Origin of the sequence: Melioribacter sp. Ez-97, assembly GCF_051488665.1 — a bacterium.
GTDB lineage: Bacteria > Bacteroidota > Ignavibacteria > Ignavibacteriales > Melioribacteraceae > Melioribacter.
The window spans coordinates 187,563-214,179 of the sequence record NZ_JBPSEG010000003.1 but is presented as its reverse complement, the minus strand read 5'-3'; the positions used below and the strand labels follow the sequence as shown (position 1 = coordinate 214,179).

The window sequence follows — 26,617 nt, the reverse complement described above, 5'->3', positions numbered from 1 at the left end:
TGCGTTAAATGTAATTGGCAAATCATTTTTGAGATAAACGTAAGTATTAAAATCACAGATTCAGTATTAATTCAGGATCCGGTTAGTGAAAAGTCTTATCGAAGAATATCTTAAAAATCTAACAAAATCCTTAGATAAGGGAGACGCCAGGGAAGAAAGCTATTATAAGCATCTCGAAAATCTAATAATAGAGTTCGCTACGCTTAAAGAAATTAAGAATGTCGATGTTACAATTCTCCCCAAAAAAACAGAGGCGGGTAATCCCGATTTTAGGATATGGGACGGTAAAAATCATATTACCGGTTACATTGAAGCCAAAGAGCCTTCGGTTACAAATCTTGATTACATTGAGGATACTGAACAACTGAGGCGATATCTTTCTACGTTTCCCAACGTAATATTGACAAATTTTTACGAGTTTAGATTATACAGGGACGGCGAACGCATTAAGCAAGCTATGATAGGCCGTCCTGTAATTGCAAAAAAACTTAAAACGGCTCCGCCGGTTGAACAGGTAAAAGATTTTGAAGAACTATTCGAATTATTCTTTTCTTATTCTTTGCCTAAAGTTCAATCAGCGCAAACTCTTGCTGTGGAATTAGCAAAGCGCACCCGTTTTCTGAGAGATGAAATTATTTCCTTGGAAATGGAGGAATCAGGCGCAGAGAAGGGAAAAAAAGAGCATAATAATATTGCGGGTTTTTATGAAGCTTTTAAAAAATATCTGATAGCGTCTTTAACGGAAAAACAATTTGCTGATTTATACGCGCAAACTATTACATACGGTCTTTTTGCGGCAAGAACGAGAGCCTCGGATGAATTTAACCGCAAACTTGCATTTGATTATATTCCGCATACAATAGGAATACTCCGGGACGTCTTCCGTTTTATCTCGCTTGAAGACCCGCCAAAATCGCTCGAAATAATAGTTGACGATATTTCTGAAATTCTTAACGTTGCCGACGTATACAAAATTTTGAGAGAATATCACGGCAAAGGCAAGGATCCGCTTATACATTTTTATGAAACTTTCCTGGCTACTTACGATCCCGAAGTAAGAGAACGCCGGGGAGTTTATTATACGCCCGAACCGGTTGTAAACTATATTGTACGCGCAGTCCACTCGATTCTAAAAAGCAGGTTTCAACTAAACGACGGACTTGCCAGCGAAGAAGTAAAACTGCTCGATCCGGCGGGCGGCACTTTAACTTTTCCCGCCGAAGCCATCAAACTCGCAGCGGAAGAATTTAAGAGCAAATACGGAAAAGGCGGCTTGCATGCATGGATTCAAAAACACATTTTAAGCAATTATCACGCTTTTGAATTAATGATGGCTCCCTATGCAATCGGTCATTTGAAAATCGGTTTGATATTCGAAGAACTGGGTTACAAAATGAAAGACGACGAGCGCTTCAAGCTGTACTTGACGAACACTCTTGAAATGGAAGAAATCAGTCAAACCGAAATCCCGGGGATATCGTCATTAAGCGAAGAAAGTCATCTGGCGGGAAAAATAAAAAAAGAACAGCCTGTTCTCGTTATTCTGGGCAATCCCCCTTACAGCGGTATTTCATCCAATATAAACGAATGGACTGAACGCCTTCTCAAAGAAGATATTAACGGAGCGCAAAGCTACTATAAAGTCGACGGTCAGCCTCTGGGCGAGAAAAAATTGTGGCTACAGGATGATTATGTGAAATTTCTGCGCTTTGCGCAGTGGAAAATCCAGACGTCGGGTCATGGAATCGTAGGGATGATTACAAACCACAGTTATCTGGACAACCCGACTTTCCGCGGCATGCGCCAGAGTTTGATGAAAACTTTTGATGAGATTTACATACTCGACCTGCACGGAAACAGCCTGAAAAAGGAAACCGCGCCAGACGGCGGAAAAGACGAAAACGTATTCGATATTCGCCAGGGCGTGGCGATTGCCCTTTTCATAAAAAACAAGAAGCCGGGCAAGACAAAGGTTTTTCATGCCAACCTGTATGGACTACGGGAAAAGAAATATGACTGGCTGGATAAAAACGATTTTACTGCAAAAAATTATAATGAAATCAAACCTGCTTCACCGTGGTATTTTTTTATTCCCCGAAACACTTCACATATTCAGCAATATCTGGAATGGAAGAGAATTAATGAAATATTTAAACAAAACACTGTAGGTTTTGTAAGTGGCAGAGATTCAATGACTATTGCTTTCGATGAGCATGAAATATGGACAAGGATTAACAATTTTATCCGTTTAGATATTGAAATTGCAAGACAATCATATGGTTTAGGAAAAGATAGTAGAGACTGGAAAGTAAAAAATGCACAGAATGATATAAGAAAATCAGGACCTTCACGTGAACTAATTAAGAAAGTAACATATAGACCGTTCGACATCAGATATACATATTATACTGGTAATTCACGTGGTTTTTACAGTAGCCCACAAGTATCAATCATGCGCCACATGCTGGAAGAGAATATTGGTTTGACAATTGGCAGAGCAGGGCAAGTTGTTGGATCGGAACATTTATGGAATCTTGTTTTTATCTCTGAAAATATTATTGATTTTAATCTATACTATCGTGGTGGTGAACTGCTTTTCCCTTTATATCTTTATCCAGACAAAAACAAAAAAGACCTGTTCAACCAGCGCCAAACCGAAAGAGAACCCAATATTCCTGATGATATATTTAACCTTCTAAAGTCAGCATACAAACGTAAACCGTCGCCGGAAGAAATCATTTATTACGTCTACGCCGTTTTCTACAGCAATATTTACAGAGAGACATACTCCGAATTTCTTAAAGTTGATTTCCCGCGCGTGCCCTTTACTACGGAATATAAGTTATTTAAATCGATGTCAAAATTAGGCAACGAGCTCGCCGATTTACATCTCTTAAAAAGCAAAACGTTGGATAAACCGATAGCTAAATATCAGGGAAGCGGATCAAACGATAAAATCGAAAAGGTTATTTACAAAGAGGAAGAACAACGTATTTATATAAACGACGAAAAATATTTCGAGGGCGTCAATCCGGAAGTCTGGAATTACCAGATAGGAGGCTACCAGGTTTTGAGTAAATATCTGAAAGACAGAAAAGGCAGAATAATGGACGACGCCCCGCGTTACTGCCGTATTGTCACTGCATTGAGCCGTACTATCAAATTACAAAAAGAAATAGACAAAATTTATACCGATATAGAAAAGAAGGAGAAAATAATTTAACGCGTATTACTAATCTTTCGCCTCGGCTTGATTGACATTAAAATATATTTTATGTTTGACTTCAATAAGAGAAGGCAAAATTAAAGGGCGTTTTATTCGATACAAATAATAAATCCGGTTACGGCAAAACGGGATGTATAACAAACTTTTAAAAATAACTCATTCAAGAATATTCGGGATAACGCTCGGAGCGGTTTCCGCGTTGCTTTTGATTGCAAATCATTTTTCGAATACGGAATGGCTGGACGATTTGAGCAGTTTGGTCTTCGGATTTTTTGCCGGAGCGGCGCTCGGAACCAAATTCTGGACGGGCAAAACCAAATAGCTCGAATTAAATAAACTTATAACCGGACTCAGGGCGTGATTGAAAAAAGTAAATAAACTAACCGCTCCGTGTCCGGTCGTACGCATTTTTTCTTATTCCCAAAAACGGAAAGTCATGAAGCAGTACGAACAAGTAATTGAAGTAATGAGAAAGAACGGCGGCTATGCCACTCTGGGTTTCCTCTATCAAAACGTTGACGTCTCGAATTGGGCTACTAAAACTCCATATGCGTCGATACGCAGAATTGTTCAGGACGGCAGATTCTTTTTTAAGATAAAACCGGGATTGTGGGCTTTAAATGAATCTAAGGCGGAGATATTAAACAAATTCAAGCTGGAAAAATCGCCGTCGCGAAACGCCGACTTTAATCATTCGTACTACCAGGGACTGCTGCTCGAAATAGGAAATTTAAAAGGCTTCAAAACATACATCCCTCCGCAGGATAAAAATAAAAAGTTCTTAAATACAAAACTGGGCGACATTGCGGCGTACGACAGAATATTAAATTTCTCTTATCCCGAAATTGTCAGAAGAGCCGGAACTGTCGACGTTATTTGGTTTAATTCCAGAAAACTTCCGCATTCCTTTTTCGAAGTGGAACACTCGACCGATATTCAAAACTCTTTACTAAAATTCACGGATCTTCAGGATTTCAATGCCGGGTTTTATATAGTTGCGGCAAATGAAAGGAAAAAAGAATTCGAAGCGAAAATCGGATACTCGGCTTTCAAAGATATAAAAGAAAGAGTTAAATTTTTGGATTACGAATCCGTCTCAAAAATTCATTCGAATTCTTTTGCGCAGGCTAAGTACGGTTCGTTATAAAATTATTTATCGTAGATTTATTTATTAACTCGCAATAGCGCCGTTCTTATAGGTTCTTTTACGATTTTACGGTAAGGAGAAGATAAACATTGTTAAATAAATAGCGGGGGTAAAATGAACGGTCAGGAAGTAAATCACAGGGAATTATACCGGCTGCCGTGGAATCTGGCGGACAACGCAATATCTTGGCTCGAACCGACTGCAATATGCAATCTTGCGTGCGACGGTTGTTACCGCGAGAACGAAAAAGATTCTCACAAAACGCTCGACGAAATTAAACGCGAGCTCGACGTATTCCAGTCGAAAAGAAATTCGGATTGCATTTCGATCGCAGGAGGCGACCCGCTGCTACATCCTCAAATTGTGGAAATCGTAGCCGAAATAAAAAAGAGAGGTTTGAAACCGATACTCAATACAAACGGCGCGGCGCTCGATAAATCTTTATTAAAGGATTTGAAAAAAGCCGGCGTTTTCGGATTTACTTTTCACGTGGACAGCAAACAGGGCAGAGGCGGAAAATGGAAAGGAAAAAATGAAATTGAACTGAACGAATTGAGATACGAATATGCGCGTATGTTAGCCGACGAGGGCGGAATTGCCTGCTCGTTCAATTCGACTGTTTACGAGGACACGCTTCAATATCTGCCCGAAATGATTAAATGGGCGGAAGAAAATATCGACATAGTACACACAATGGTTTTTATCGCCTTCAGGCACGTAGTTCCGAATTTGCCGTTCGATTGGTACGCCGGCGGACAAAAAATCGACTGGCAGGCAATCGCATATCATTCGGACAACGAACGCAAGGTCGATATCCTTTCGACCGATATGGTCGCCGAGGCGAGGAAAATCTATCCCGACTTCAGTCCTTCTGCATATCTCAACGGAACCGAAAAAGTCGATTCTTTCAAATGGCTGTTAACCGAACGCTTCGGCTCGAAAGGGAAAATTTACGGCTATGCCGGCGCTAAGTTTATGGAAATGGTGATGACATTCCATCATCTTCTAAAAGGAACGTATCTTTCGTACGCGTCGCCGGGACTGGCGTCGATGGGACGCTCGACAATGCTGATAAGTTTTCTTTTCGACAGAGGAGTCCGGAAAGCTTTTGCCAATTATCTCAAGAATCCGTTGAATATTTTCCGCAAAGTACACATGCAGACGATTCTGTTCATTCAACCGGTCGATTTTATGCAGGACGGACGTCAGAGCATGTGCGACGGCTGCCCCGATATTACGGTTTGGGACGGAGACCTTGTTTGGTCGTGCCGCCTCGAGGAACAAAAGCAATTCGGAATGTTTCTCCGCTCCGTGCCTAAGCGGCAAGGAAACGGATAAATTTCCGTTTTGCCACGGGCAGAACGGTTTCGTTGAACGGAAAGTCCACGTCCGTGTCCAGATTGTAAGTCGCCGGATTAGGCAGGTCGGGATACTTCTTGATCAGTTCGAGTTTGATTGCTTCCGGCGGCACTACCGTCGCTTCTTCTTTGAAAGCTTCCAAAAAATTTGTTTTAAGCGACTGGAACGGCACATTTGAATTGACGACTTTTGCCATCGAAAATTTATAAATATAGAGCATCCGTTCCTGATTGTCCCTTACGAAAAAATAACCCTCGTCTTTGTAAATCGGGAGAAGTCCGATTTCTTTGATTTCTATATTATTTTCAACAAAGTCGTAAACGGCTGCTCCTTCCTCGAGCGTTTCTTTTATTTTAGGAAGAGCCCACTCGATAAACGAAAATACCCGCGATATCTTTTCCTCGCTAAGATTTTCTTCCGTGTATTCGTAAATCAACTGCTGATTTTCCAGATCGATGCCTGTAATCTTTTTCGAACGGAGTTTGTTGAATTCTTCTTTGCTGTTGATTAACTGATGCAGCTGGTTGCTCACTTCCACAATTTCGCCGAAGAACGGATAGAGCCTGTATTTGTGAAATTCTTCTTTATAATTTTTAAGAGCTGCCAGCAATTTATATTCCGCCAGTTCGGCGTCGTCTGCGGATGTAATGAATATGTTTAAGTCCAGGTGTTCCATAAAACCTCCACCGGATAAAATTAATTTCTGATTTATTATCGTAAGATATGACTTTGGGATTAGCTTATTTTCATAAGGGTAACAATTTTTCTCACTATAAATTCAACTTTGTGCATAACGATAATAAATTATTTTTTATTTGTCAGTGCAAAAATTCGTCATAAAATTTTTGTTAATCAGGTCACACCGTTCGTTTAGTTAAAGAAGAATTCATTATATTTTGGCAGTTGATAAGGGCAGGTATGAAGAAAAAAAACGTCGATCCGGCAGTTACCTTTTTTATATCCGTAGTGGGTCTTGTCGTAATATTTATGGTGCTCAAAGAACTGCGCCATATCTTCATTCCGTTTGTCATTTCATATTTCCTTTATTTCGTATTCGAGCCTCTTAACGGATTTCTTAAACAAAAGAAGATTCCTCTTGCCGTTACAATATTGCTGAATATAATAATTACCCTCGCGCTCTTTGGCGGAGTAGTGCAGATAATTGTCGGACGTTTTGTTCGTTTCGGCGAAGCTTTGCCTGTTTATCAGGAAAAGATAGTTCGTCTGTTTCAGGAAGGGATGCATTCGATCGGAATGAACGACACGATGATGCGCGAATTTCTGAAGACGATTCAAAACATTAATTACGGCTCGATTGTAGGCGGACTCTTCTCGTCGACTCTCGATATATTTGTGAGTCTTTTTCTCATACTCTTCTTTTTCATTTTCATCAGCAGCGGTCACGAAAAAATATTCGAAGCAATTAGAATCCGGTACGTCGAAAAAAACGTCAAGTCGACCGTCAAAAAGCTCAAAAAAGAATTGAAAGAAAAAAGTATCAAAGAGGGATTGCAGACAAAATCGTTAGACGACCAGCTTGCCACTATGACAATTCAGAGAGAAATGAAATTGAAAAAAACTTTCAAAGATATTACAAGCCAGGTGCAAAAATATATTATCACGAAATTTCTCATCAGTCTGACGCTCGGTGTGCTTGTGGGACTTGTATTGTGGCTTTACGGAGTGGAGTTTTATGTCGTATGGGCGACGCTTGCGTTTCTTTTGAATTTTATTCCCAATATCGGTTCGATAATAGCGGTAATATTGCCGGCATTAATGACGCTTATACAATTCGAATCTTTCGGTTATATGATACTTGTAACTGCAACGTTAATTTTAGTGCAAAACATATTGGGCAATATTGTCGAGCCGATGGTCTTCGGCGACCGTTTGGGATTAAATCCTCTCGTAATTTTGATTTCTCTTATGCTCTGGGGATATATCTGGGGGATAGTGGGAATGTTCCTCTCGGTGCCTTTGACGGCGGTAATAAAAATCATTATATCGAATTCGAGCTCCAAAAACATGCGTTTTCTCGCCAATTTGATGAGCAATTAAATCTCCTTTCGGGAACTTTTCTTCGCTGCTGTCTGTAATTGAAAAGCCTTAATTTTGGTAGTGCGGAGCGGCTTTAAATTTATTATATTTGTCTCAATTGAAAAGTAATGTATAAATAAAAAGAGCAGAAGAAGAGCAGATGAATCGTGTTGGGCAGTTGCCCCGATATGTAAGGGGAGGAAAGTCCGAACTCCGCAGAACAAGGTGCCGGGTAACGCCCGGGGTTCCGGTTAAACCGGAACACGGATAGTGCCACAGAAAACAGACCGCCCTGACTTTAGTTGGGGTAAGGGTGAAAAGGTGAGGTAAGAGCTCACCGCTTCGGCAGTAATGCCGGAGGTCCCTTTACGGGATCCCGCCTCCGGCGGGACAAGGTAAACCCCACCTGGAGCAAGGTCAAGCAGAAGGTCTTCCCGTTTTACGGGAAAAAGGTTGTTCGCCTTTAGCGCCTTCGGGTAGACCGCTGGAACCCGGCAGCAATGCCGGGTCTAGACAAATAACTGCCGTCCGCCTAAGGCGGATTACAGAATTCGGCTTACAGACACGATTCATCTGTTCCCTCTTCTGAATAAAATATGAAACCTAAACGCTGGAAACTAAAAGATTTACCCGATGAAAAATCGATTCTGGCGCTCGCAGACAGCCTGAATATTTCGAATGCCTTAGCCGTCCTTTTGATTCAAAGGGGAATTACAAACTTTTTTGAAGCCAAAACGTATTTCCGTCCCTCGCTCGAATCGCTTCACGATCCGTTTATGATGGACGGTATGCAACAAGCCACGCAGAGGGTTATTGAGGCGATTACCGGCAATCAAAAAATTTGCGTCTACGGCGATTACGACGTCGACGGCACCTGCTCGGCGTCTTTGATGTATCTCTTCCTTAAAGAATTGGGCGCCGACGTGATGACTTACATTCCCAATCGTCTTACCGAAGGCTACGGCATATCGAATCAAAGCATCGACTATCTGAACGAGCAGGGCGTAAATCTGATTATTTCCGTCGACTGCGGAATTACGGCGGTCGACGAAATCGAACACGCCAAATCCCATAAAATCGATACCATCGTCTGCGACCATCACCAACCGAAGGAACAATTGCCCGAAGCTTATGCGGTTCTCGATCCTTTGAAACCGGGCGACACCTATCCGTTCAAGAGTCTTTCGGGCGCGGGCGTTGCATTTAAATTGGCCACCGCTATTGGCGACAGAATCGGCAAAAAAGAAATGGCGTACAAATATCTCGACCTGGTTGCGCTTGCCAGCGCGGCGGATATTGTTCCGCTTGTCGACGAAAACCGAATCCTTGTAAGGGAAGGTCTCGAAATTATTAATAAAAATCCGAGACCCGGCATCGAAGCTCTGATTCGATCGGCAAGAATGGAGCCGGGTAATTTATCAGCAGGACAAATTGTTTTTACGATTGCGCCGAGAATCAACGCCGTCGGGCGACTCGGCGACGCTCATCGCGCCGTCGAATTGTTTACGACTAACGATCCCGGCAAAGCCGGTCAACTGGCAAGAATTCTCGAAGAGGAAAATTCGAAAAGAAGAGAAATCGACGAAGCCACTTTCAGCCATGCCGTCAGTATTGTTGAAAAACAAATCGACCTGAACGCCGACATGGGAATCGTATTGCACGATCCCGAATGGCATCCCGGCGTAATCGGCATCGTAGCGTCGCGTCTGGTTGAAAAATTTTACCGTCCCGCTATCATGCTGACTACGGTCGACGGTATTGCCAAAGGCTCGGCGAGGAGCATTCCGGGATTTAATATTTACGAAGCGTTACAAAGCTGCGAAGATCTTCTGCTCCAATTCGGCGGGCACGAAGCGGCTGCGGGTCTTGCAATCGAAATCGATAAACTCGACGAATTCAAAAAACGCTTTAATGATATCCTCTGCAAATCGATGAACGAAGAGGATATACTACCCGAAATTACGATTGATTTCAAGCTTTCTTTTTCGGAGATATCTCCTAAATTTTTACGAATCCTGCGCCAGTTCGCTCCGTTTGGTCCGGGCAATATGCGTCCGGTCTTTTTGAGCGAAAACGTCAGTCTGGTTTATCCTCCGAAAATTGTCGGAATGAATCACATCGTAACTTCTTTCAAACAGAACGGCAACGACAAAGTCTTCGACGCTATCGGATTCAATCTCGGTTATTATGCGGATTATATTGATAAAGACCGGGATTTAGTGGATATTGTATATACGATTGAAACAATTAATAAAGACGGCAAAGAATTTCCGCAATTACGCATAAAGGATTTGAAAATCAAAAATAATATAAAGGAGTAATTTATGTCCGGACATTCAAAATGGGCTACCATCAAAAGAAAAAAAGCCGCATTAGATGCCAAGAGAGGTAAATTATTTACTAAACTGATTAAAGAAATAACAATAGCAGCCCGTCAGGGCGGAGGCGATCCGGAAGGCAATCCGCGACTCAGACTGGCGATAGATAACGCAAAAGCCGCTAACATGCCCGCAGACAATATAGAACGCGCAATTAAAAAAGCCACGGGTGAGCTTGAAGGCGCCACTTATTACGAAGTGGTTTACGAAGGCTACGGTCCCGGCGGCATTGCAATTTTGGTTGAAGCCGCTACGGATAATAAAAACAGAACCGTCGCGGAAGTCCGCCATATCTTTTCGAAAAACGGAGGCAGCCTCGGCGAATCGAATTCCGTAGCATGGATGTTCGAAAGAAAAGGCATTATTACCGTTAAACGGGAAGGTATGTCGGAAGACGAAATGATGGAAATTATTATCGACGCCGGCGCTGACGACTTGCAGACCGAAGATGAATTTTTCGAAGTGGTTACAACTCTCGAGTCTTTCGAACCGGTAAGACGCGCTTTGGTCGAAAAAGGCTTGCCGGTTGAAAACGCGTCGTTGCAGTGGATTGCCCAAAATCAGGTCGAAGTTAAAGGCGAAGAAGCTGAAAAGGTTATGAAGTTGATTGAATCGCTCGAAGACAACGACGACGTTCAAAACGTCTTTACGAACGCCGACTTTGTAGAAGAACAATAAAATGAGAATTTTAGGTGTTGATCCCGGCACTCTTATAACGGGTTTCGGGATCATCGATTTTAAAGACAACGAAATTTCTTACATCGCATCGGGTATAATACGCATTCCCGCCGTAAACGACTTTTCTCTCAGACTAAAAAAAATTCACGACGATTTAACCGCCGTAATTAAAAAATATAAACCGGACGAGTTCGCTCTCGAGACGGCTTTTTACGGTAAGAACGTTCAGTCGGCGCTTAAAATCGGTTATGCGAGAGGAGTTTCGTTATTGACCGCCGCTCAGAATAATTTGACGGTCAGGGAATACTCGCCGAGAGAAATTAAAAAAGCCGTCTGCGGAAAAGGCTCTTCTTCGAAACAGCAAATTCAATTTATGATTTCGAAAATCTGCGACATTAAAACTTCGGATTTGAAATACGACGAAACCGACGCATTGGCGGTCGCCGTTTGTCACGCATTTAAATTCAAAGCCCCCGCTTCAAAATCGAAAAGCCGCAACTGGAAAGAATTTATCGAAAAAAATCCCGACAGGATATTATCATGATCGGATATTTAAGAGGAAAAATCGTTTCGGTAAAACCGACTCAATTGATACTCGACGTTAACGGAGTCGGCTACAAACTGAACATCTCAATTGCCACTTACGAAAAAGTAAGCGGCGGCGAAGAGGTCGAATTGCACACATACCTTGTCGTCAAAGAAGACGCGCTCGATTTGTACGGTTTTTATAACGAAGAAGAAAAAGAGATGTTCGAGTTGCTCATTAGCGTGAGCGGAGTGGGACCTAAGACGGCTCTCGGTATTTTATCCGGAATAAGAGCGGAAGAGATTAAACGGGCTATAATTACGGGCGACGTTTCGAAAATTGTATCGGCGCCGGGAATCGGAAGGAAAACCGCAGAAAGATTGATTCTCGAATTAAAAGACAAAATTAAAACTGTGGGCGAACCGGAACAAGCTGCGGGTTTAAGCGACATTTCCGGCGACGCAATAGCCGCGTTGGTTAATCTGGGCTACAATCAAAAAACGGCTGAAAAGGCGGTAAGAGCTGCGCTGGATAAAAATCCCTCGATCGCACTCGAGGATTTAATTAAGGAAGCGTTGAGCGGTATGATGAGATAGATCCTCTTTATTCGGTTTCCTCGATGCAGTCGCTTAATCCGAGAAAATCGATTAATCTGTTGTGCGCGTCTTCGGACAAATCCACGTTGTATTTTCTGTAAAACTGAATAGTAGATTCGATATTCTGGAAATAATGCTGGCAGTTATCGCAATTTTCCAGATGATTTTTGATTTCGATGCATCGGGGCGAGTCGAGTTCTTCCCCGAGATTATCGCAAATGTGATACATTACGTCTTTGCACGAAATTTTATTTGAGTTCATGAGCGAATCTCTCGTTTAATTCGTTTCTTAAAAATGCGCGCGCTCTGTGCAGTCTCGATTTGACTGCCGGCACGGTTAAATCGAGTATCTTTGCAGTCTCTTCGGTCGACAAACCTTCCACGTCCCTTAGCATAAAAACCACTCTGTATTCAGGGGCAAGTTTTTGAATCGATTCGTCGAGTATCATTTTCAGCTCGTTATTTTCGGCTACTTTGTCCGGCGTCACTTTCCATTCGGCGATCTCTTTTTCGTCTATATATGTTTCGTCGTCGTCAAAAGACGAGAATCCGTATCTGTTTTCGGAACGGGCGAGCATAAGACAATGATTCGCTACAACGCGGTAGAGCCAGGTAGAAAGCTTTGACTGTCCGGAAAACTGACGCAGATTTTTTACCATGCTTAAAAATGTTTCCTGCATTGTATGCTCGGCTCTTTCGCGGTTTCGGCACAATTTGAATGAGAAATTATAAACCGTCTGTTCATACATTTTAACCAGTTCCGCCAAGGCTTTTCTGTCGCCGTTTTGAGCCGCTTCGATTAATTGCTGTTCGTTCATTTGGTATGATGCCGTCACTTTAAAATAGTTTCAAAATTCGTGTCGAGACTTTTCCACAAATAGAGCGAAGCTACCGTGGAAAAGGGCGACCACTTGTTCTTTTTTGCCAATTTTTCGATTTCTTCGCCCGAAGGCAAATTTTTAAGACCGTAATTTAACATTATCGCTTTTCTAATGCCAAGATCGTCTACGGGCAATACATCGGGTCTGCCGAGAGTGAATATTAAAAACATCTGCGCGGTCCACACGCCGACGCCTTTGACTTTTGTCAGTTCCTCGATAATTTCCTCGTCCCGCTTTTTCGAAAAATTTTTGAGTTTGACTTCGCCTTCTTTTACTTTTAAGGCGAGGTCTTTAACGTATTTTACTTTTGCATTCGAAAGCCCGAGCGAGCGGAGCGTTTCGTCTTTTGCCGAAAGAATAGAATCCGGGTCAGGAGAATTATCGAAATGCGCTAAAAATTTCCTGTTAATCGAATCGGCGGCTTTGATCGATAATTGCTGTCCGATTATTGCTCTTAAAAGCGCAATGAAGTATTTTTTGTGTGTCGGTAGATTGCAAATCCCGTTGTTTTTTATTAATGTTGAAAGCACCTTATCGTTTCTGCTAAGGTGAGCGAGCGCTCTTTCAATCTCAATTTTTTTCATAACGATTCAGACTATTTTATGGAAAATCAATTAATAAGCAGATTAAGTAAGAATAAGTTACTGAAAAATGCCGATATATCTAAAATCGAACCGGATAAAATAAAAGGAAAGCTTTTCACCGTCAACGAAGGCGAGTATGTTTATAAAGAAGGCGAACCGGCGGATTCAGTTTATCTTATTATTTCCGGCAAAGTCAATTTGATTAAGAAAAAACTGCTCGGCAAGTCGAAAGCTTATCTCTTCGAAGAAAACGAATTCTTCGGTCAGGATGAAATGCTCGAAGGAACTTCGAGAACCACTGTGGCTGTCGCTTTGTCCGATTCTTATTTGATTGCGCTTTCGAAAGAGGAAATAGAATATCTTCTTCAAGTTGACGAGAATATAAAAAAGAATTTGACCGAAAAACCGGAAGAGGAAGAAAACGTCCGCAAATCGACTTTTGAAGAAGATAGCGGAGAAAAAGCCGGACCTTCCGGAACGCAGGAATTTTTCATGCCGATTGACGATAAACAATTTCCCGACAATAAAGAAAACGTAAGCGACCTTACTTCGATTGATTTTCCCGATGAAAAAGTCGAAACAAAAGAAGAAGAGAAGAAAGACGATTTTAATTTCGATTTCCTTCTCGACGAAGACGGAATTCCCAAGCCCGAATCCGAATTGCCTGAAATTGACGAAACGCCTGAAAAAGAAAATCTCGACGAGACAATTTTCGATTTGCTGACCGGACAGGAAGAATCCGTAGAATCAGGTGAGGAAGAACAAGAAGATCAAAACGAAGAATTTATTCCCGACACAATTACAACTTCCGGCGATACGGCAGATAAACAAGAAACAAAAGTTGAGCAAGTTGACGAAGCAACGGAAGAAAGTGTTGCGGAAACATTGGAAAACGAGCAGTCCAACTTCGAGGAACCCGAACGGGAAAATATAAATGAGGGCAATAATAATACTCGCGATGTGATATCAAAAGAAGAGGAAAATAAAATGGACATTGCTCAACTCAAAAAAATTATCAAAGCGGCTGAACTGGTTAATTCCACAGTTAAAATAGACGAAGTGTTGAAAAATATCGTTGAAGCAGCCACGGATATTGCCGAAGCCGACAGAGGAACTCTCTATCTGATCGACAAAGAAAAAAACGAACTCTGGTCGTTGATTGCAATGGGAAAAGAAATGAAAGAAATCAGGCTGAAGATTGGCGAAGGAATGGCGGGGTATGTGGCAAAAACAGGAGAAGTTCTCAATATCAAAGACGTTTCCAAAGACATCCGTTACAGATCGGATTTCGACAAAGCCAGCGGATATGAAACCAAGAACGCTATTACTTTTCCCATCAAAAACAGAGAAGGCGAAATAATAGGCGTACTTCAACTGCTCAACAGCAAACGAGGCGAATTTTCAAAAGACGACGAAGAAGTTCTGAATGCAATGTCGATTCATGCGGCAATCGCCCTCCAAAATGCCGAGATGGTTGAAAGACTTCTCAAAGTCGAAAGAGTTCAATCCCTCGGTAAGATGGCTAATTTTCTTATTCAGGATATTAAAAAACCGATACTGGTAAGCAAACGTTATGCCGAGCATTTGAGAAATAAAGATTTGACGCCCGACAATATTCAAATAATCGATATGCTGCTCGAACAATTAAATCACGTTGCCGACCTGGTTCAAACCACGTCAAGCTACTCCGAAGGCAAGGCTATTCTGCGAACGATGAATATAAGCCTGAATAAAACATTGAATGATTATGCTTCGCGAATCGGCACTTATGTGGAATCGAGAAATTGCAGCATAAAAAACGAGTTCGACAAAGATGTTACAGTAAAAATCGACGTTAAGGAATTTTATCAGTGTTATACTCATATAATAAAAAACGCCTGCGACGCAATGCCCGACGGCGGCACAATTGAAGTGATGACAAAAAAAGACGATAAGAACGGCGTGGTAAAAATTTTAATACGCGATTACGGTCTGGGTATAGCGGACAGCCTGAAAGAAAAAATATTCGAACCATTCTTTACGCAGGGCAAAAAAGAAGGCACAGGGCTGGGACTTTCGATAACCAGACAGATAGTCGAAGCGCACAACGGTAAAATTGAAGTCGAAAGTTCGCTCGGCGAAGGCACTACGGTGATTGTTACCATACCGTTTGTTTCCGGTATGTGAATGATATGAAGTATAATCTGATTACCATTCTGGGACCGACAGCCGCGGGTAAGACGCGGCTTGCGGCGCTTCTGGCTCATCGATTCAACGGAGAAATTATTTCTGCGGATTCACGCCAGGTATACCGCGGTTTGAATATCGGCACGGGCAAAGACCTCGACGACTATATTGTAAACGGAAAGCAAATCAATTATCACTTGATTGACGTCGTCGAACCGACCGAAGAATTTAATCTCTATTCCTTCAATCAGATGTTTTATCGGGCTTACGATGAAATTCTCCGGAACAATAAAATTCCTTTTCTTGTCGGCGGCACGCCGCTCTTTATCCATTCTATATTGAAAGGATATAAACTCGGCAAAGCAGATTTTTCCAAATACGACGAACTGAATCAACTTACTGACGACGAATTGAAAAAGATTCTCTTACAAATCAGTCCCAAACTTCACAACACTACCGATTTGTCCGACCGGGACAGAATGATAAAAGCTATTATTGTAAAAAGCGCGGAGGAAGAACCCGCAAAAGTAAAAATCAATTCGTTGGTTATCGGAATAAAGTACGATAGAAACGAAATAAAAAAGCGTATTACCGAGCGCCTCAAGAAAAGATTAAAAGAAGGAATGATTGAAGAGGCGGAAGAATTGATCAAGTCGGGTTTGACGTACGAAAAACTCGAATTCTTCGGTCTCGAATATAAATATCTGTCGCTCTATCTGAAAGGCGAATTAAATTACAACGATATGTTTCAGAAACTGAACAGCGCAATTCACAATTTTGCCAAACGCCAGATGACCTGGTACCGTAAAATGGAAAGGGAAGGAATCGAAATTTTTTGGCTCGAAGGCGCCGACCTCGAAAAAGCAAACCGGATAATTAAAGATTATTACTTTAATGAATAATTTACCCGACTTTATTAAAAAATATAAACAGCTGGAATTAAACAGACCGATCTTTCCGCAGGATGAAAGATTGTACAATAACATTGCGGTTATACCCGCTATTGACGAATACGATAATTTGATTGCGCTATTGAATTCGCTTGCCGAACTCGAAAAAAGATATCTGGACGAAACGCTGTTTCTCTTCGTAATCAACAATTCAGACAAAGCTAAAGAAGAAATAAAAGAAAATAACAAACGCAGCCTGGAGACGTTGAGGAATCTTATTCAAAAAAAGATTACTGACAAGAGGCTAAAAACTAATTTAACCGAATCCGGTTTGAATCTGGGAATTGTGGACGCGTCTACTCGGGGATACGAGCTGCCCGTAAAACATGCCGGGGTAGGCTACGCGCGTAAAATAGGCATGGACCTTGCGCTTACAAAGTTTGATTATTCGAACGACAGAAAGAAAATACTCGTCTGCCTGGACGCCGACTGTATTGTGGATCGTAATTATCTGATAGAGATTGTCGATGGCTTTAATAAAAGAAATCTTAACGCGGCTTATATCGATTACGAGCATACTTTGCCGGCAGACGAAATCGAAAAGAGCGCTGCAATAACTTACGAAATCTTTCTCAGATATTACGTTCTGATGCTTAAATATTCGGGCTCGCCGTACGCTTATCAGACTATCGGATCCACCATGCTTTGTACCGCCGAATTTTATTGCAAAGCAGGAGGCATGAACAAAAAGAAAGCGGGGGAGGATTTTTATTTTCTCGAAAAATTAAGAAAACTTACGGAAATAAAATTGATATCCGGCGCAAAAGTAAAACCCGCCGGAAGAATTTCATGGCGCGTTCCATTCGGCACAGGCAGAAGCATAAACGAATTTTGCAACAGCGTTAAAGAAAAAGGCAACCCGGAATCGGAACTGTACGTTTATAATCCTTTCATATTCGAACTGCTTAAAGAATGGAACGCTAAGTACTATGACGATTATAATCTGGACTTAGAAAAAATATTGAAGTCGGCCGGTTCCGTTCATGAAGGAATCCGGAAATTTCTTGAAGAACAGGAATTCCCGGTCGCCTGGAAAAGAATTACGAATAATACAATAAAACCCGAACAGATTAATAAGCAGAAATTTTTATGGCTCGACGCTTTCAGAACTATGAAGCTTATACATTATTTGAGGGACAATTATTTCCCAAATGTCAATTTGTTCGACGCCGTTGATAAAATGTTCGAATTGTACGATGTAAAGCCGGGTATTGCCGGGAAAGGAAATTTGCCCGAGATAGACGTAATGATGAGATATCTCGATTATATAAGAAAATTGTATGTGAAAATATTGGAGTCCTAAAAATCGAGTAAGCCCTTTTTAGGTAAAGGGCTTACTCTAAGTAATGTTACTCTTTTGCGCTGTCGATTTGGTTGAGCAAAACCTCGACGGCTTTTTTCAGTTGAGGATCCCAGCCTTTTTCAAGCCAGTCAGGCGGATTCTCAACGATAATATCCGGAACGGCTGGACCTAACTCCTGATTCTTGTCGTTCGCTTTTACGAACCAGCCGCGGAATGGGAGCCTTACGTAAGACCCGTCTATTAATGTTCTTGCGCCGGTTGATATGACCGAACCGTTTGTGGGATATCCGACGAGAGTTCCGATTCCTAAATTTTTATAAGCGTGTGAAAATATTTCCGCATTCGAATAACTGCCTTCGTTGCACAATGCAACCGAAGGTTTTAACCAGGCGGCAAATACAAGGCGTTCGCCGATCGGATAATAATCTCTGAATTTTTTCTTCTCTTTTTCCAGATGTTTTGCCGCCCCGCGAGGAATTGTATATGCATGCTGTTTGTAATTCAGAATGGTCATCAGCAAATCGGTGGTAAATCCTCCTCCGTTATAACGCACGTCGATTACCAGACCTTCTTTGCCGTATCCTGCCGCCGTAAGTTCCCTTTCGAAAACTTCAAGACTCGGAATGTTCATTCCTTGAATGTGGATGTAACCCAATCGTCCGTTCGAATATTCTTCAGTCAACTTCTTCCGGCTGTCTACCCATTCTTTGTAAAGTAGATCCCGTAATGATTTTACGGGGCGAATAACTACTTCCCTTGTATTTCCCTCATTGCCTTGAACGGTAAGCAATACCTTTTCGCCCGCGGTTTTATTGAAGTATTTGTAAAAGTTAGTTTTTGCGTCGACTTTAATTCCGTTGACGGCGGTAATAATATCGCCTTCGTAAAGTTTGCTTTCGTTTTTATCGGCGGGAGAACCCGGGATGACGTGTTTGACTAGCATGCCGTTCCCGGCGGGGAATAATTCGGCTCCTATCAAGCCTGTTTCGTCTTCCTGTGTTTCGGCGATATCGCGGTTACGGAATCCCATGTGACTGGAATTTAATTCTCCCAGCATTAAATTGAACATATCTCTGAAATCGTAATTGGTAGAAGCGGCAAGGCAAAGCTCTTTGTATTTATCTTTTAGAGCGTTCCAATCTTTTCCGTGAAAGTCGGGATCGTAAAAATTATCTCTCAAAGCCCGCCATGCTTCTTCGAAAATTTGTTCCCTTTCGCCGGGGTAATCGACGAACATTTCCGCCCGGAAACCGAGCTCTTCGCTTTTATCTTTTTTTGTGTCGATGCGGGCAATAGTTCCGCCTCTTTTCATGTAATAAAGTTTATCGTCTTTCGAAATGAAAAGTTCGGACGGATTGACGCCCGAATGAGTTAATTCCTTTATATCTTTTCCGTTCCACTTGATTGAATAAATATCGCGTCCTTTTGACGAAGAGTTTTCGGCTGTGTAATAAAATGTTTTGCCGTCGGCTGAAATAACAACGTCGTCTTCATTGCCCGAAAAGTCGGTTACGCGCACAAGCCGTTCGTGTATGTTTTCGAAATCTATTTTAATGTCTGAATTGCTCTTTTTGTTTTTTGCCGAGTCTTCCTCTTCTTCCCAATCCTCTTGCGTTTTTTCCCAATCCGATTTTTTCAGCCATACAAACCATACGTCGTCGTCTCTGTTGTGACGTTCTGAAATAAACGCCAGTTTAGAGCCGTCTTTGCTCCAGTGCGGGTTGAAATCGGAACGCGGATGCATGCTGATATTCACGGCGGGAGACGAATTATCAGCCGCCTGAATAAATACTTCTTCATTGAAATACAAATCGTCCATCGAGTATGCCAACCATTTATCGTCGGGACTCCAGCAAACTCCGTGAGGCTCAGCCCACCCGTCTTGCAATGTAATTCGGTCGTTCAGTTTTCCGTCGCCGTCGATTGAAGCCGTAATCAACTTTTTCTTTTCGCCTTCAAGAATGTAGGCGATCTTATTTTGTTTGTTGGAAACCACCGGTTCGGCTTCGTCTTCTTTTGTGTTTGTCAAACGGATTATTTTGCGTTTGAGCGTTTTGAATAAATCGGATTCATTCGGATCGGACGACTTGATTAAATACAATTCGAAGTTATTATCTTCGCGGTCGGAAGTAAATACCAGCGTAGTGTCGCTGAGCCACGCAATTCCTTTGTCGTTAAAAGGTGAGTTCGAAAGGTTTATCGATTTGCTGTCCTCTTTGTTATTCTCCTTCAGGAATATTTCTCCCCTTACAACGTATGCCATTAGTTTACCGTTCGGCGATACTGCGTATTCGGTTGCGTCTTTGGAAAAGGTTTTGAATACTACTGGGTCGTATCTGTAATCGGCGGAAATTCCAATATCGACTTTCCGGAAGTCGTTTGTTTTTGTGTCGAGCAGATAAATCGATTTGTTTTGCTCGAAGACAATGAAATTACCGTCGCCCGAAATATTAAAATGCCTTATCGAATGATCTTTGAAATTCGTTATCTTCTCCGGCTGTGACGACTGACTGCCGTATTCGTCGAGCGTGATTTTGTAAATATTATATTGCCCCGATTCGGAGCTTAGAAAATAAAGGGTGTTGTCGTCTTTCCATCTGGGTTGTATGTCGTTTGTTTCGAAGAGTTTAAGTTTGGTATACTTATCGTTTTCGAAGTTGTAAATCCAGATTTCACGATTAGACGGACCTCTGTATTCGAGACGTTCGACCGGATTAATATCTGCCCGAACAAAAGCGAGCAGTTTGCCGTTCGGGGACAATGACGGCTCGTAACCTTGAGCGCCTAAAAATCTCTTTTCAGTTCCGCCGTCTTTCGATACGACGTAAATTTCGGGAGGGCGTTCGATTTTTCTGAACTCGCGGTACGTATTGAATAAAATATTTCCGTCTTTGGTAAATGATGAAATATTATCGTTAGCCGAATGATATGTCAATCGTTCCGGTTCGCCGCCTGTCGATGGGATAATAAAAATATCGTCGTTGCCGTAACGTTCGCCGGAAAACGATATAAATTTTCCGTCGGGACTGAAAACCGGATAGCTCTCGTAACCTTCGTGAACGGTTAAACGGACTGCCTGTCCGCCTCCGGAGGGAACAGTCCAGATATCGCCCTGATAAGAAAATGCTATTAACGAACCGTCGTTGTTAATTGACGGGAAACGTAAAAGCTTATCCTGAGCATTTAAAATAGCCGAAGCCAGAATAAGCAGAAAGATTATTCTTTTCATCGATCCTCCGTAAGAAAATTTGTTAAAGAAGATTGCTTGCCAATTCGGCAAGTAAAGAGCGCTCTCCTTTTTCCAGATTTACATGAGCGTATAATTTCTGACCTTTAAAATGTTCTATCAAATATGAAAGTCCGTTCGACTGCGCGTCGAGGTAGGGGTGGTCGATTTGATAGATATCGCCGGTCAGAACAATCTTGGCGCCTTCGCCGGCGCGTGTAATAATCGTTTTGATTTCATGAGGCGTTAGGTTTTGCGCTTCGTCTACTATAAAATAGATGCGTTGTAAGCTTCTTCCGCGAATATAACTCAAAGGTTCTATAACCAATTTCTCTTCTTTGAGCATATTGTTGATTGTCTGATAATTTTTGTCAGTCTCTTTGAATTGGTCCTGAACAACTTTCAGATTGTCCCAGAGCGGCTGCATATAGGGCGCCAGTTTGCTTTCGACGTCGCCTGGCAAAAAGCCGATGTCTTTATTGCTCAACGGGACGACAGGGCGAGCCACGTATATTTGTCTGTATTCGCTTCTAACCTGCAAAGCGCTTGCCAGCGCAAGTAAAGTTTTGCCGGTTCCGGCTTTGCCCGTTAACGTGACGAGCGGAATCTCTTTATTAATTAGCGCATTGACGGCAAATGTCTGCTCGGCGTTCCTCGGTTTTATTCCATAGACTGTTTCTTTGTCGATTCGATGAAGAGCTTCCATCTCCGAGTCGAGGTATGCCAGAATCGAACGGTTTGTGTTTCTCAAAATAAAATATTTATTCGGCGCGGCGTCAATTTTATATTTCTTTATGATTTTTGTGGCGGGCGCTTCATAAGGCGGCTGATAAAGTTTTTGAAGAATGCCGTCGTCGAAGTTTTCTATAGTCTCTTTGCCGCTGTAGAGTTCTTCGACGTTCGGAATCCGGTCGGTCGTGTAATCTTCGGCTGGAATTCCGAGAGCTTTGGCTTTCATCCTCAAATTCACGTCTTTGCTTACCAGAATTACTTTCCGCTTTCCGTCGAATTTTTGTTTTGCTTCGTAAGCCGCGCTCAATACGCGATGGTCTACGTTGTCTTCCCTGAATACTTCCTGAATTTCTTTTGCAAGACCTTTTGTAATTACGATTCGTATCTTGCCCTTGCCTTCCCCGAGCGAAATGCCGCCGTTGAAAATATCGTTGCCCGTAATCGAATCGAGCGTGCGCGCGAATTCTCTGGCGTTTAAGTTAATTACCTGATTGCCGCGCTTGAAATGGTCGAGCTCTTCAATGACAACCAGCGGGATTATTATGTCGTTTTCCTCAAAATGATTGATACAGGTTGGGTCGTGCAAAATAACGTTTGTGTCGAGTACAAAAGTCTTGGGATTTTTCTTTTTCATAAAAGAACAAAATTATTTTTTGTTTTCGATATTATACGTAATTTCTTTTGGAACATACGAAATTTTTAATGCAAAAGGAAAAATATTTTGCCGGAGGTGAGTCATGCCGCTTAAATCGGTAAATCCCGCTACGGGAAAATTAATTAAAGAATTCCCGGAAATGAGCAAAAAGGAAGTTGAAGAAATAATTTCGGCAGCCGGCTCCGCTTTCAACCAATGGAAAGAATACGATTTGAAAGGACGGTGTGATTTGATGAAAAATGCGGGAGCGCAATTGCTGAAAGAAAAAGAAAAGTACGCGGAAATAATTACTAACGAAATGGGCAAGCCGATAAGCCAATCGATAGCAGAAGTAGAAAAGTGCGCATGGGTTTGCGATTACTATGCGGAAAACGCAAAAGATATTCTGAAGAACGAAATTATCGAAACTGATGCAACCGAGAGTTTTGTCTCCTTCGAACCGCTCGGAGTAATCCTTGCCGTAATGCCGTGGAATTTCCCGTTCTGGCAGGTTTTCCGGTTCGCCGCGCCGGCATTGACGGCGGGCAACGGAGCCGTTTTAAAACACGCTTCGAATGTGTCGATGTGCGCTTTGGCAATCGAAGAAGTTTTCGCCAAAGCGGGCTTTCCTGAAAATCTGTTTCGCACTCTTCTCATTCCTTCTTCTGCGGTAAAGTATATAATCGATAATGATTTGATTAAAGCCGCCACTTTAACGGGCAGCGAATTCGCAGGAAGCATGGTCGCTTCGGAATGCGGAAGTAAGTTAAAAAAGACCGTGCTTGAACTCGGCGGCAGCGATCCTTTTATCGTATTAAGAGACGCCGATGTTGCCGAAGCCGCCTCGGTGGGAGTAAAAGCCAGAATAATTAATAACGGTCAAAGTTGCATCGCCGCAAAAAGATTTATTGTGGCAGAAGAAATTTACGACGAGTTCATGGACAGGTTTACCGATAATATGAAAAACCTGAAAATAGGAAATCCGATGGAAAAGGATTGCGAATTGGGCCCGATTGCAAGAGAAGACCTGTTGGCAGAACTTGAAATGCAAATTAGGAAATCGGTAGAAAAAGGAGCGGCGATTTTAATTGGGGGTAAACGATTGAACAGAGAAGGCTTCTTTATTGAGCCTACGATTCTGGAAGGAGTTAAAAAAGGTATGCCCGCTTACGAAGAAGAATTATTCGGACCTGTAGCCTCCGTAATAAAAATTAAAACGGAAGAGGAAGCGATTAGAATTGCAAACGATACTCCGTTCGGACTTGGCGCAGCAATTTGGACGCAAGATATTGAAAGAGCAAAGTCGTTGGCTCGTAAAATCGAAGCCGGCTCTGTTTTTATAAACGGAATGGTCAAAAGCGATCCTCGACTTCCTTTCGGAGGAATCAAGAAATCAGGTTACGGTAGGGAACTGTCACATTACGGTATGAAAGAATTCGTAAATATTAAAACCGTCTGGATAAAATAAAACCGGCGCTTTACAGATTAAAACGCCGGTCTTGATAAAGAGAGTGTTGATTTTCTAAAGCATTTCCTTTAAAAGATTATCGACCGCGTTCAAAGCTTCGTCGATGCGGCTGACGTCTTTTCCGCCTGCCGTTGCAAGGTGAGGTCTTCCGCCTCCTCCGCCGCCTACGACTTTTGCAACTTTTCCGACTAAATTTCCGGCGGAAAGTTTTTTCTCTTTGATCAGGTCGTCCGATACTACGCATACAATTCCAACTTTACCGTCGATATCGGAAATTAACAATCCTACGCCGCTTTTCATTTTCGACCGGAGTTCGTCGCCCATCGATTTCAGATGGTCCATATTGTCGACCGTTACTCTGCCTTTGAAAAGCTTAACTCCGTTAATCTCTGCGGGATTGTCTGTAATGTTGTCGAGCGCGGAAAGTTTTTCTTTCAGTTTCAGATCGGATAATTCCTTTTCGAGTTTTTTCTTTTCGTCCAAAAGATTATTGTAAAGCTCTTCCTGTTTGGCTAACTTGATTTCCTGTTCTTTAATGAATTTTTCTACTCCGGCGCCAGTTACGGCTTCTATTCTTCTGATTCCGCTGGCAATCGACGATTCGCTGATGATTTTGAACAGTCCGATTTGGGAACTGTTTTTAACATGAGTTCCTCCGCAGAATTCCATAGTGTAATCGCCGAACTGAACCACGTTGACTTTTTCGCCGTATTTGTCGCCGAAAAACATTAAAGCTCCCATTTCTTTCGCCTGCTCGAACGGGATGTCCCTGTGATGAATAAGCGGCAAATTCTCTCTCAGTTTTTCATTAATGAGCGATTCGATTTGCTCTAGCTGTTGACGGCTCGGTTTTTCGAAATGGCTGAAATCGAAACGGAGCCGGTCGGGACCGACATACGAGCCGGATTGTTGAACATGCGTTCCGAGGATTTCGCGCAAAGCTTTGTGCAAGAAATGAGTGGCGGAATGGTTGCGCATTATGTCCCATCTTCTTTTTTCGTCCACCTGCGCGATTGCATTCATTCCGGGTTCTATTTTTATTCCATCCGGTTTATTCACAACGTGCACAATCATATTGTCGAGTTTAGCCACATTAACCACAGGTAATTTGATCCCGTCGATAATGATAAAACCGGTATCGCTTACCTGACCGCCGGCTTCAACGTAGAAAGGCGATTTGTCAAGAATAAGGAATATATTTTTTTCGTCTTCTTTATAGCCGACAATTTTAGCTTCCGATTTCAACTCGTCGTATCCGGTAAACAGAGTCGGCGCTTTCCCGATGAACGTAAAATCTTCGATCGAATCGGTTCTCATATTTGCAGCTGTCGATTTATCCCGCGCCGATTTCCGGGCTCGTTCCTTTTGCTCTTCCATTAGTTTATTGAATTCATTCTCGTCGATAGTAAAGCCTTGTTCGCGAGCCATCACGTTTGTCAAATCAACTGGAAATCCGTACGTATCGTAGAGCTTGAAAACTTCGCTCCCCGGAATAACGGTCTTTTTTTCGATCTTGAGTTTTTCGATGAGCGAGTCGAAAAGTTCGAGTCCGCGATCGAGCGTTACGTTGAAACTCTCCTCTTCGGCTTTAATTATTTTTTCGATATTGTTTTGATTTTCTTTTATTTCCGGGAAAACATGCGAGAAATTTTTAACGACAGTATCGACAATCCTGAAAAGGAATGGCTCTTTTAAATTTAGCTTTCTGCCGTATCTTGAGGCTCTTCTCAAAATTCTTCTCAATACGTAGCCGCGTCCGTCGTTGCCCGGTATGGCGCCGTCGGCAATTGCGAAAGTAAGCGTGCGAATGTGGTCGGCAATAACGCGCATTGCAACGTTTACAATGCCCTGATCCGTTTTGTCTTCCGCCGGAAGCGTATAATCGTATTTATGTCCGCTTAAATTTTCGATGGCGGAAATGATAGGAGTGAAAATGTCGGTATCGTAGTTCGACTTTTTACCCTGCAGAACTGCAGTAATTCGTTCGAAGCCCATTCCGGTGTCTACATGCTTGGCGGGCAGCTCATTCAGTTTGCCCGTTTCGTCCCTGTGATATTGAATAAATACAAGATTCCAGATTTCGATGCAGAGCGGACTGCCTGCGTTAACCAGTTTGGGATTGTCGTAATCGTCGCTCAGATTAATATGAATTTCCGAACACGGACCGCATGGACCGGTTTCGCCCATTTCCCAAAAGTTGTCTTTCTCGTCGAATCTCAAAATGTGAGCGGGATTGATATCTGTCTCCGATTTCCAGTACTGGTAAGCTTCGTCGTCTGTTCGATAAACGGTAGCCCATAATCTTTCTTTGGGCAGTTTCCAGACTTCGGTCAATAATTCCCACGCCCAGGCAATGGCTTCCTTTTTATAGTAGTCGCCGAACGACCAGTTGCCGAGCATTTCGAAAAATGTATGGTGATAAGTGTCGTGTCCCACTTCTTCGAGGTCGTTGTGTTTGCCGGAAACGCGTATGCATTTTTGAGTGTCGGCGGCTCTTTTATATTCTCTGCTTCCGGTACCGAGAAAAACATCTTTGAATTGATTCATCCCGGCATTGGTAAAAAGGAGCGTCGGGTCGCCATGCGGAATAACCGGCGCGCTCGGCACTATTTTATGCCCTCTTTCAGCAAAGAAATCGAGAAACTGTTGTCTGATCTGATTCGATGTCATAATGTTCCGTTTTTTAGGTGTAAATATAATAAAAACGGATTGAGTAATACCTTAGT

General features: G+C 42.4%; 20 protein-coding genes and 1 other RNA gene. 14 read left to right on the top strand and 7 right to left on the bottom strand.

Going from position 1 to position 26,617, the window contains the following annotated elements; translation table 11 throughout:
• Window positions 1–85 precede the first annotated feature (85 nt).
• From ACSSWA_RS05545 to ACSSWA_RS05530, 4 genes are all read left to right on the top strand, one after another.
• Window positions 86–3,223, top strand: a complete 3,138-nt coding sequence (locus ACSSWA_RS05545; protein WP_437355566.1) for a type ISP restriction/modification enzyme — start codon at window positions 86–88, stop codon at window positions 3,221–3,223.
• Between the two features lie 133 nt (window positions 3,224–3,356).
• Entirely contained in the window at window positions 3,357–3,548 is a 192-nt protein-coding gene (locus tag ACSSWA_RS05540) for a hypothetical protein (RefSeq protein ID WP_437355565.1), read from the top strand.
• Window positions 3,549–3,662: 114 nt separating this feature from the next.
• Window positions 3,663–4,373 (top strand): hypothetical protein, encoded by a 711-nt coding sequence (locus tag ACSSWA_RS05535; RefSeq protein ID WP_437355564.1) that lies wholly within the window; start codon window positions 3,663–3,665, stop codon window positions 4,371–4,373.
• Between the two features lie 114 nt (window positions 4,374–4,487).
• Window positions 4,488–5,711, top strand: coding sequence for a radical SAM protein (locus ACSSWA_RS05530; protein WP_437355563.1), 1,224 nt, complete (start codon window positions 4,488–4,490; stop codon window positions 5,709–5,711).
• Here the strand turns inward: ACSSWA_RS05530 and ACSSWA_RS05525 are convergent.
• Window positions 5,689–6,408: a hypothetical protein gene (locus ACSSWA_RS05525; RefSeq protein ID WP_437355562.1), complete on the bottom strand. Its 720-nt coding sequence runs from the start codon at window positions 6,406–6,408 to the stop codon at window positions 5,689–5,691. The two genes, ACSSWA_RS05530 and ACSSWA_RS05525, sit on opposite strands and share 23 nt — an antisense overlap.
• Before the next feature lie 242 nt (window positions 6,409–6,650).
• Between ACSSWA_RS05525 and ACSSWA_RS05520 the strand changes: the two genes are divergently transcribed.
• From ACSSWA_RS05520 to ruvA, 6 genes are all read left to right on the top strand, one after another.
• On the top strand, window positions 6,651–7,790 hold the full coding sequence (locus ACSSWA_RS05520; RefSeq protein ID WP_437355561.1) for an AI-2E family transporter: 1,140 nt from the start codon (window positions 6,651–6,653) through the stop codon (window positions 7,788–7,790).
• 141 nt (window positions 7,791–7,931) lie between these two features.
• Window positions 7,932–8,344, top strand: an RNA gene (rnpB, locus tag ACSSWA_RS05515) — RNase P RNA component class A.
• A gap of 21 nt (window positions 8,345–8,365) precedes the next feature.
• Window positions 8,366–10,090, top strand: a complete 1,725-nt coding sequence (recJ, locus tag ACSSWA_RS05510) for a single-stranded-DNA-specific exonuclease RecJ (protein ID WP_437355560.1) — start codon at window positions 8,366–8,368, stop codon at window positions 10,088–10,090.
• A gap of 3 nt (window positions 10,091–10,093) precedes the next feature.
• Window positions 10,094–10,825, top strand: a complete 732-nt coding sequence (locus ACSSWA_RS05505; RefSeq protein ID WP_437355559.1) for a YebC/PmpR family DNA-binding transcriptional regulator — start codon at window positions 10,094–10,096, stop codon at window positions 10,823–10,825.
• Between the two features lies 1 nt (window position 10,826).
• Window positions 10,827–11,369 carry a crossover junction endodeoxyribonuclease RuvC gene (gene ruvC / locus ACSSWA_RS05500; protein WP_437355558.1) on the top strand — a complete coding sequence of 181 codons (543 nt, stop codon included), beginning with the start codon at window positions 10,827–10,829 and terminating at the stop codon, window positions 11,367–11,369.
• Window positions 11,366–11,947, top strand: a complete 582-nt coding sequence (gene ruvA, locus ACSSWA_RS05495) for a Holliday junction branch migration protein RuvA (protein ID WP_437355557.1) — start codon at window positions 11,366–11,368, stop codon at window positions 11,945–11,947. The genes ruvC and ruvA overlap by 4 nt, the downstream gene beginning before the upstream one ends.
• A 7-nt stretch (window positions 11,948–11,954) precedes the next feature.
• Here the strand turns inward: ruvA and ACSSWA_RS05490 are convergent, their stop codons facing one another.
• Genes ACSSWA_RS05490 through ACSSWA_RS05480 form a run of 3 tightly spaced genes read right to left on the bottom strand, consistent with a single transcriptional unit; the run spans window position 11,955 to window position 13,412 of the window.
• The gene (locus ACSSWA_RS05490) at window positions 11,955–12,209 is read right to left on the bottom strand and encodes a zf-HC2 domain-containing protein (protein ID WP_437355556.1); all 255 of its coding nucleotides are present in this window, start codon (window positions 12,207–12,209) and stop codon (window positions 11,955–11,957) included.
• Window positions 12,196–12,765 carry an RNA polymerase sigma factor gene (locus ACSSWA_RS05485; RefSeq protein ID WP_437355555.1) on the bottom strand — a complete coding sequence of 190 codons (570 nt, stop codon included), beginning with the start codon at window positions 12,763–12,765 and terminating at the stop codon, window positions 12,196–12,198. Before ACSSWA_RS05485 ends, ACSSWA_RS05490 begins: the two co-directional genes overlap by 14 nt.
• 14 nt (window positions 12,766–12,779) lie before the next feature.
• A complete protein-coding gene (locus ACSSWA_RS05480) occupies window positions 12,780–13,412 on the bottom strand; it encodes a DNA-3-methyladenine glycosylase family protein (RefSeq protein WP_437355554.1) in 633 nt (210 codons plus the stop codon).
• A gap of 18 nt (window positions 13,413–13,430) precedes the next feature.
• On the opposite strand from ACSSWA_RS05480, the gene ACSSWA_RS05475 reads away from it, so the two are divergent.
• From ACSSWA_RS05475 to ACSSWA_RS05465, 3 genes are read left to right on the top strand one after another with little or no spacing between them, the layout of a single operon-like run.
• Window positions 13,431–15,578 (top strand): ATP-binding protein, encoded by a 2,148-nt coding sequence (locus ACSSWA_RS05475; protein ID WP_437355553.1) that lies wholly within the window; start codon window positions 13,431–13,433, stop codon window positions 15,576–15,578.
• 5 nt (window positions 15,579–15,583) lie between these two features.
• On the top strand, window positions 15,584–16,480 hold the full coding sequence (miaA, locus tag ACSSWA_RS05470) for a tRNA (adenosine(37)-N6)-dimethylallyltransferase MiaA (protein ID WP_437355552.1): 897 nt from the start codon (window positions 15,584–15,586) through the stop codon (window positions 16,478–16,480).
• Window positions 16,473–17,831: a hypothetical protein gene (locus tag ACSSWA_RS05465; protein WP_437355551.1), complete on the top strand. Its 1,359-nt coding sequence runs from the start codon at window positions 16,473–16,475 to the stop codon at window positions 17,829–17,831. The genes miaA and ACSSWA_RS05465 overlap by 8 nt, the downstream gene beginning before the upstream one ends.
• 46 nt (window positions 17,832–17,877) lie before the next feature.
• On the opposite strand, the gene ACSSWA_RS05460 is transcribed toward ACSSWA_RS05465, so the two are convergent.
• Both ACSSWA_RS05460 and ACSSWA_RS05455 read right to left on the bottom strand, forming a co-directional pair.
• A complete protein-coding gene (locus ACSSWA_RS05460) occupies window positions 17,878–21,060 on the bottom strand; it encodes a S41 family peptidase (protein ID WP_437355550.1) in 3,183 nt (1,060 codons plus the stop codon).
• 22 nt (window positions 21,061–21,082) lie between these two features.
• Window positions 21,083–22,423, bottom strand: coding sequence for a PhoH family protein (locus ACSSWA_RS05455; RefSeq protein WP_437355549.1), 1,341 nt, complete (start codon window positions 22,421–22,423; stop codon window positions 21,083–21,085).
• A gap of 103 nt (window positions 22,424–22,526) precedes the next feature.
• Here ACSSWA_RS05455 and ACSSWA_RS05450 point away from each other — a divergent pair, with 103 nt between their 5' ends.
• Window positions 22,527–23,891 (top strand): NAD-dependent succinate-semialdehyde dehydrogenase, encoded by a 1,365-nt coding sequence (locus ACSSWA_RS05450; protein WP_437355548.1) that lies wholly within the window; start codon window positions 22,527–22,529, stop codon window positions 23,889–23,891.
• Between the two features lie 54 nt (window positions 23,892–23,945).
• On the opposite strand, the gene alaS is transcribed toward ACSSWA_RS05450, so the two are convergent.
• Window positions 23,946–26,561: an alanine--tRNA ligase gene (gene alaS / locus ACSSWA_RS05445; RefSeq protein ID WP_437355547.1), complete on the bottom strand. Its 2,616-nt coding sequence runs from the start codon at window positions 26,559–26,561 to the stop codon at window positions 23,946–23,948.
• Window positions 26,562–26,617: the final 56 nt, after the last annotated feature.

Bases quoted from the DNA above. Each gene is read 5' to 3' on its own strand.
- ruvC (WP_437355558.1), top strand. From the start codon at position 10,827: ATGAGAATTTTAGGTGTTGATCCCGGCACTCTTATAACGGGTTTCGGG.
- alaS (WP_437355547.1), bottom strand. From the start codon at position 26,561: ATGACATCGAATCAGATCAGACAACAGTTTCTCGATTTCTTTGCTGAA.
- ACSSWA_RS05530 (WP_437355563.1), top strand. From the start codon at position 4,488: ATGAACGGTCAGGAAGTAAATCACAGGGAATTATACCGGCTGCCGTGG.
- miaA (WP_437355552.1), top strand. From the start codon at position 15,584: ATGAAGTATAATCTGATTACCATTCTGGGACCGACAGCCGCGGGTAAG.
- ACSSWA_RS05505 (WP_437355559.1), top strand. From the start codon at position 10,094: ATGTCCGGACATTCAAAATGGGCTACCATCAAAAGAAAAAAAGCCGCA.
- ACSSWA_RS05540 (WP_437355565.1), top strand. From the start codon at position 3,357: ATGTATAACAAACTTTTAAAAATAACTCATTCAAGAATATTCGGGATA.
- ACSSWA_RS05535 (WP_437355564.1), top strand. From the start codon at position 3,663: ATGAAGCAGTACGAACAAGTAATTGAAGTAATGAGAAAGAACGGCGGC.
- ACSSWA_RS05520 (WP_437355561.1), top strand. From the start codon at position 6,651: ATGAAGAAAAAAAACGTCGATCCGGCAGTTACCTTTTTTATATCCGTA.
- ACSSWA_RS05525 (WP_437355562.1), bottom strand. From the start codon at position 6,408: ATGGAACACCTGGACTTAAACATATTCATTACATCCGCAGACGACGCC.
- ACSSWA_RS05480 (WP_437355554.1), bottom strand. From the start codon at position 13,412: ATGAAAAAAATTGAGATTGAAAGAGCGCTCGCTCACCTTAGCAGAAAC.
- ACSSWA_RS05485 (WP_437355555.1), bottom strand. From the start codon at position 12,765: ATGAACGAACAGCAATTAATCGAAGCGGCTCAAAACGGCGACAGAAAA.
- ACSSWA_RS05455 (WP_437355549.1), bottom strand. From the start codon at position 22,423: ATGAAAAAGAAAAATCCCAAGACTTTTGTACTCGACACAAACGTTATT.
- ACSSWA_RS05465 (WP_437355551.1), top strand. From the start codon at position 16,473: ATGAATAATTTACCCGACTTTATTAAAAAATATAAACAGCTGGAATTA.
- ruvA (WP_437355557.1), top strand. From the start codon at position 11,366: ATGATCGGATATTTAAGAGGAAAAATCGTTTCGGTAAAACCGACTCAA.
- ACSSWA_RS05475 (WP_437355553.1), top strand. From the start codon at position 13,431: ATGGAAAATCAATTAATAAGCAGATTAAGTAAGAATAAGTTACTGAAA.
- recJ (WP_437355560.1), top strand. From the start codon at position 8,366: ATGAAACCTAAACGCTGGAAACTAAAAGATTTACCCGATGAAAAATCG.
- ACSSWA_RS05460 (WP_437355550.1), bottom strand. From the start codon at position 21,060: ATGAAAAGAATAATCTTTCTGCTTATTCTGGCTTCGGCTATTTTAAAT.
- ACSSWA_RS05490 (WP_437355556.1), bottom strand. From the start codon at position 12,209: ATGAACTCAAATAAAATTTCGTGCAAAGACGTAATGTATCACATTTGC.
- ACSSWA_RS05450 (WP_437355548.1), top strand. From the start codon at position 22,527: ATGCCGCTTAAATCGGTAAATCCCGCTACGGGAAAATTAATTAAAGAA.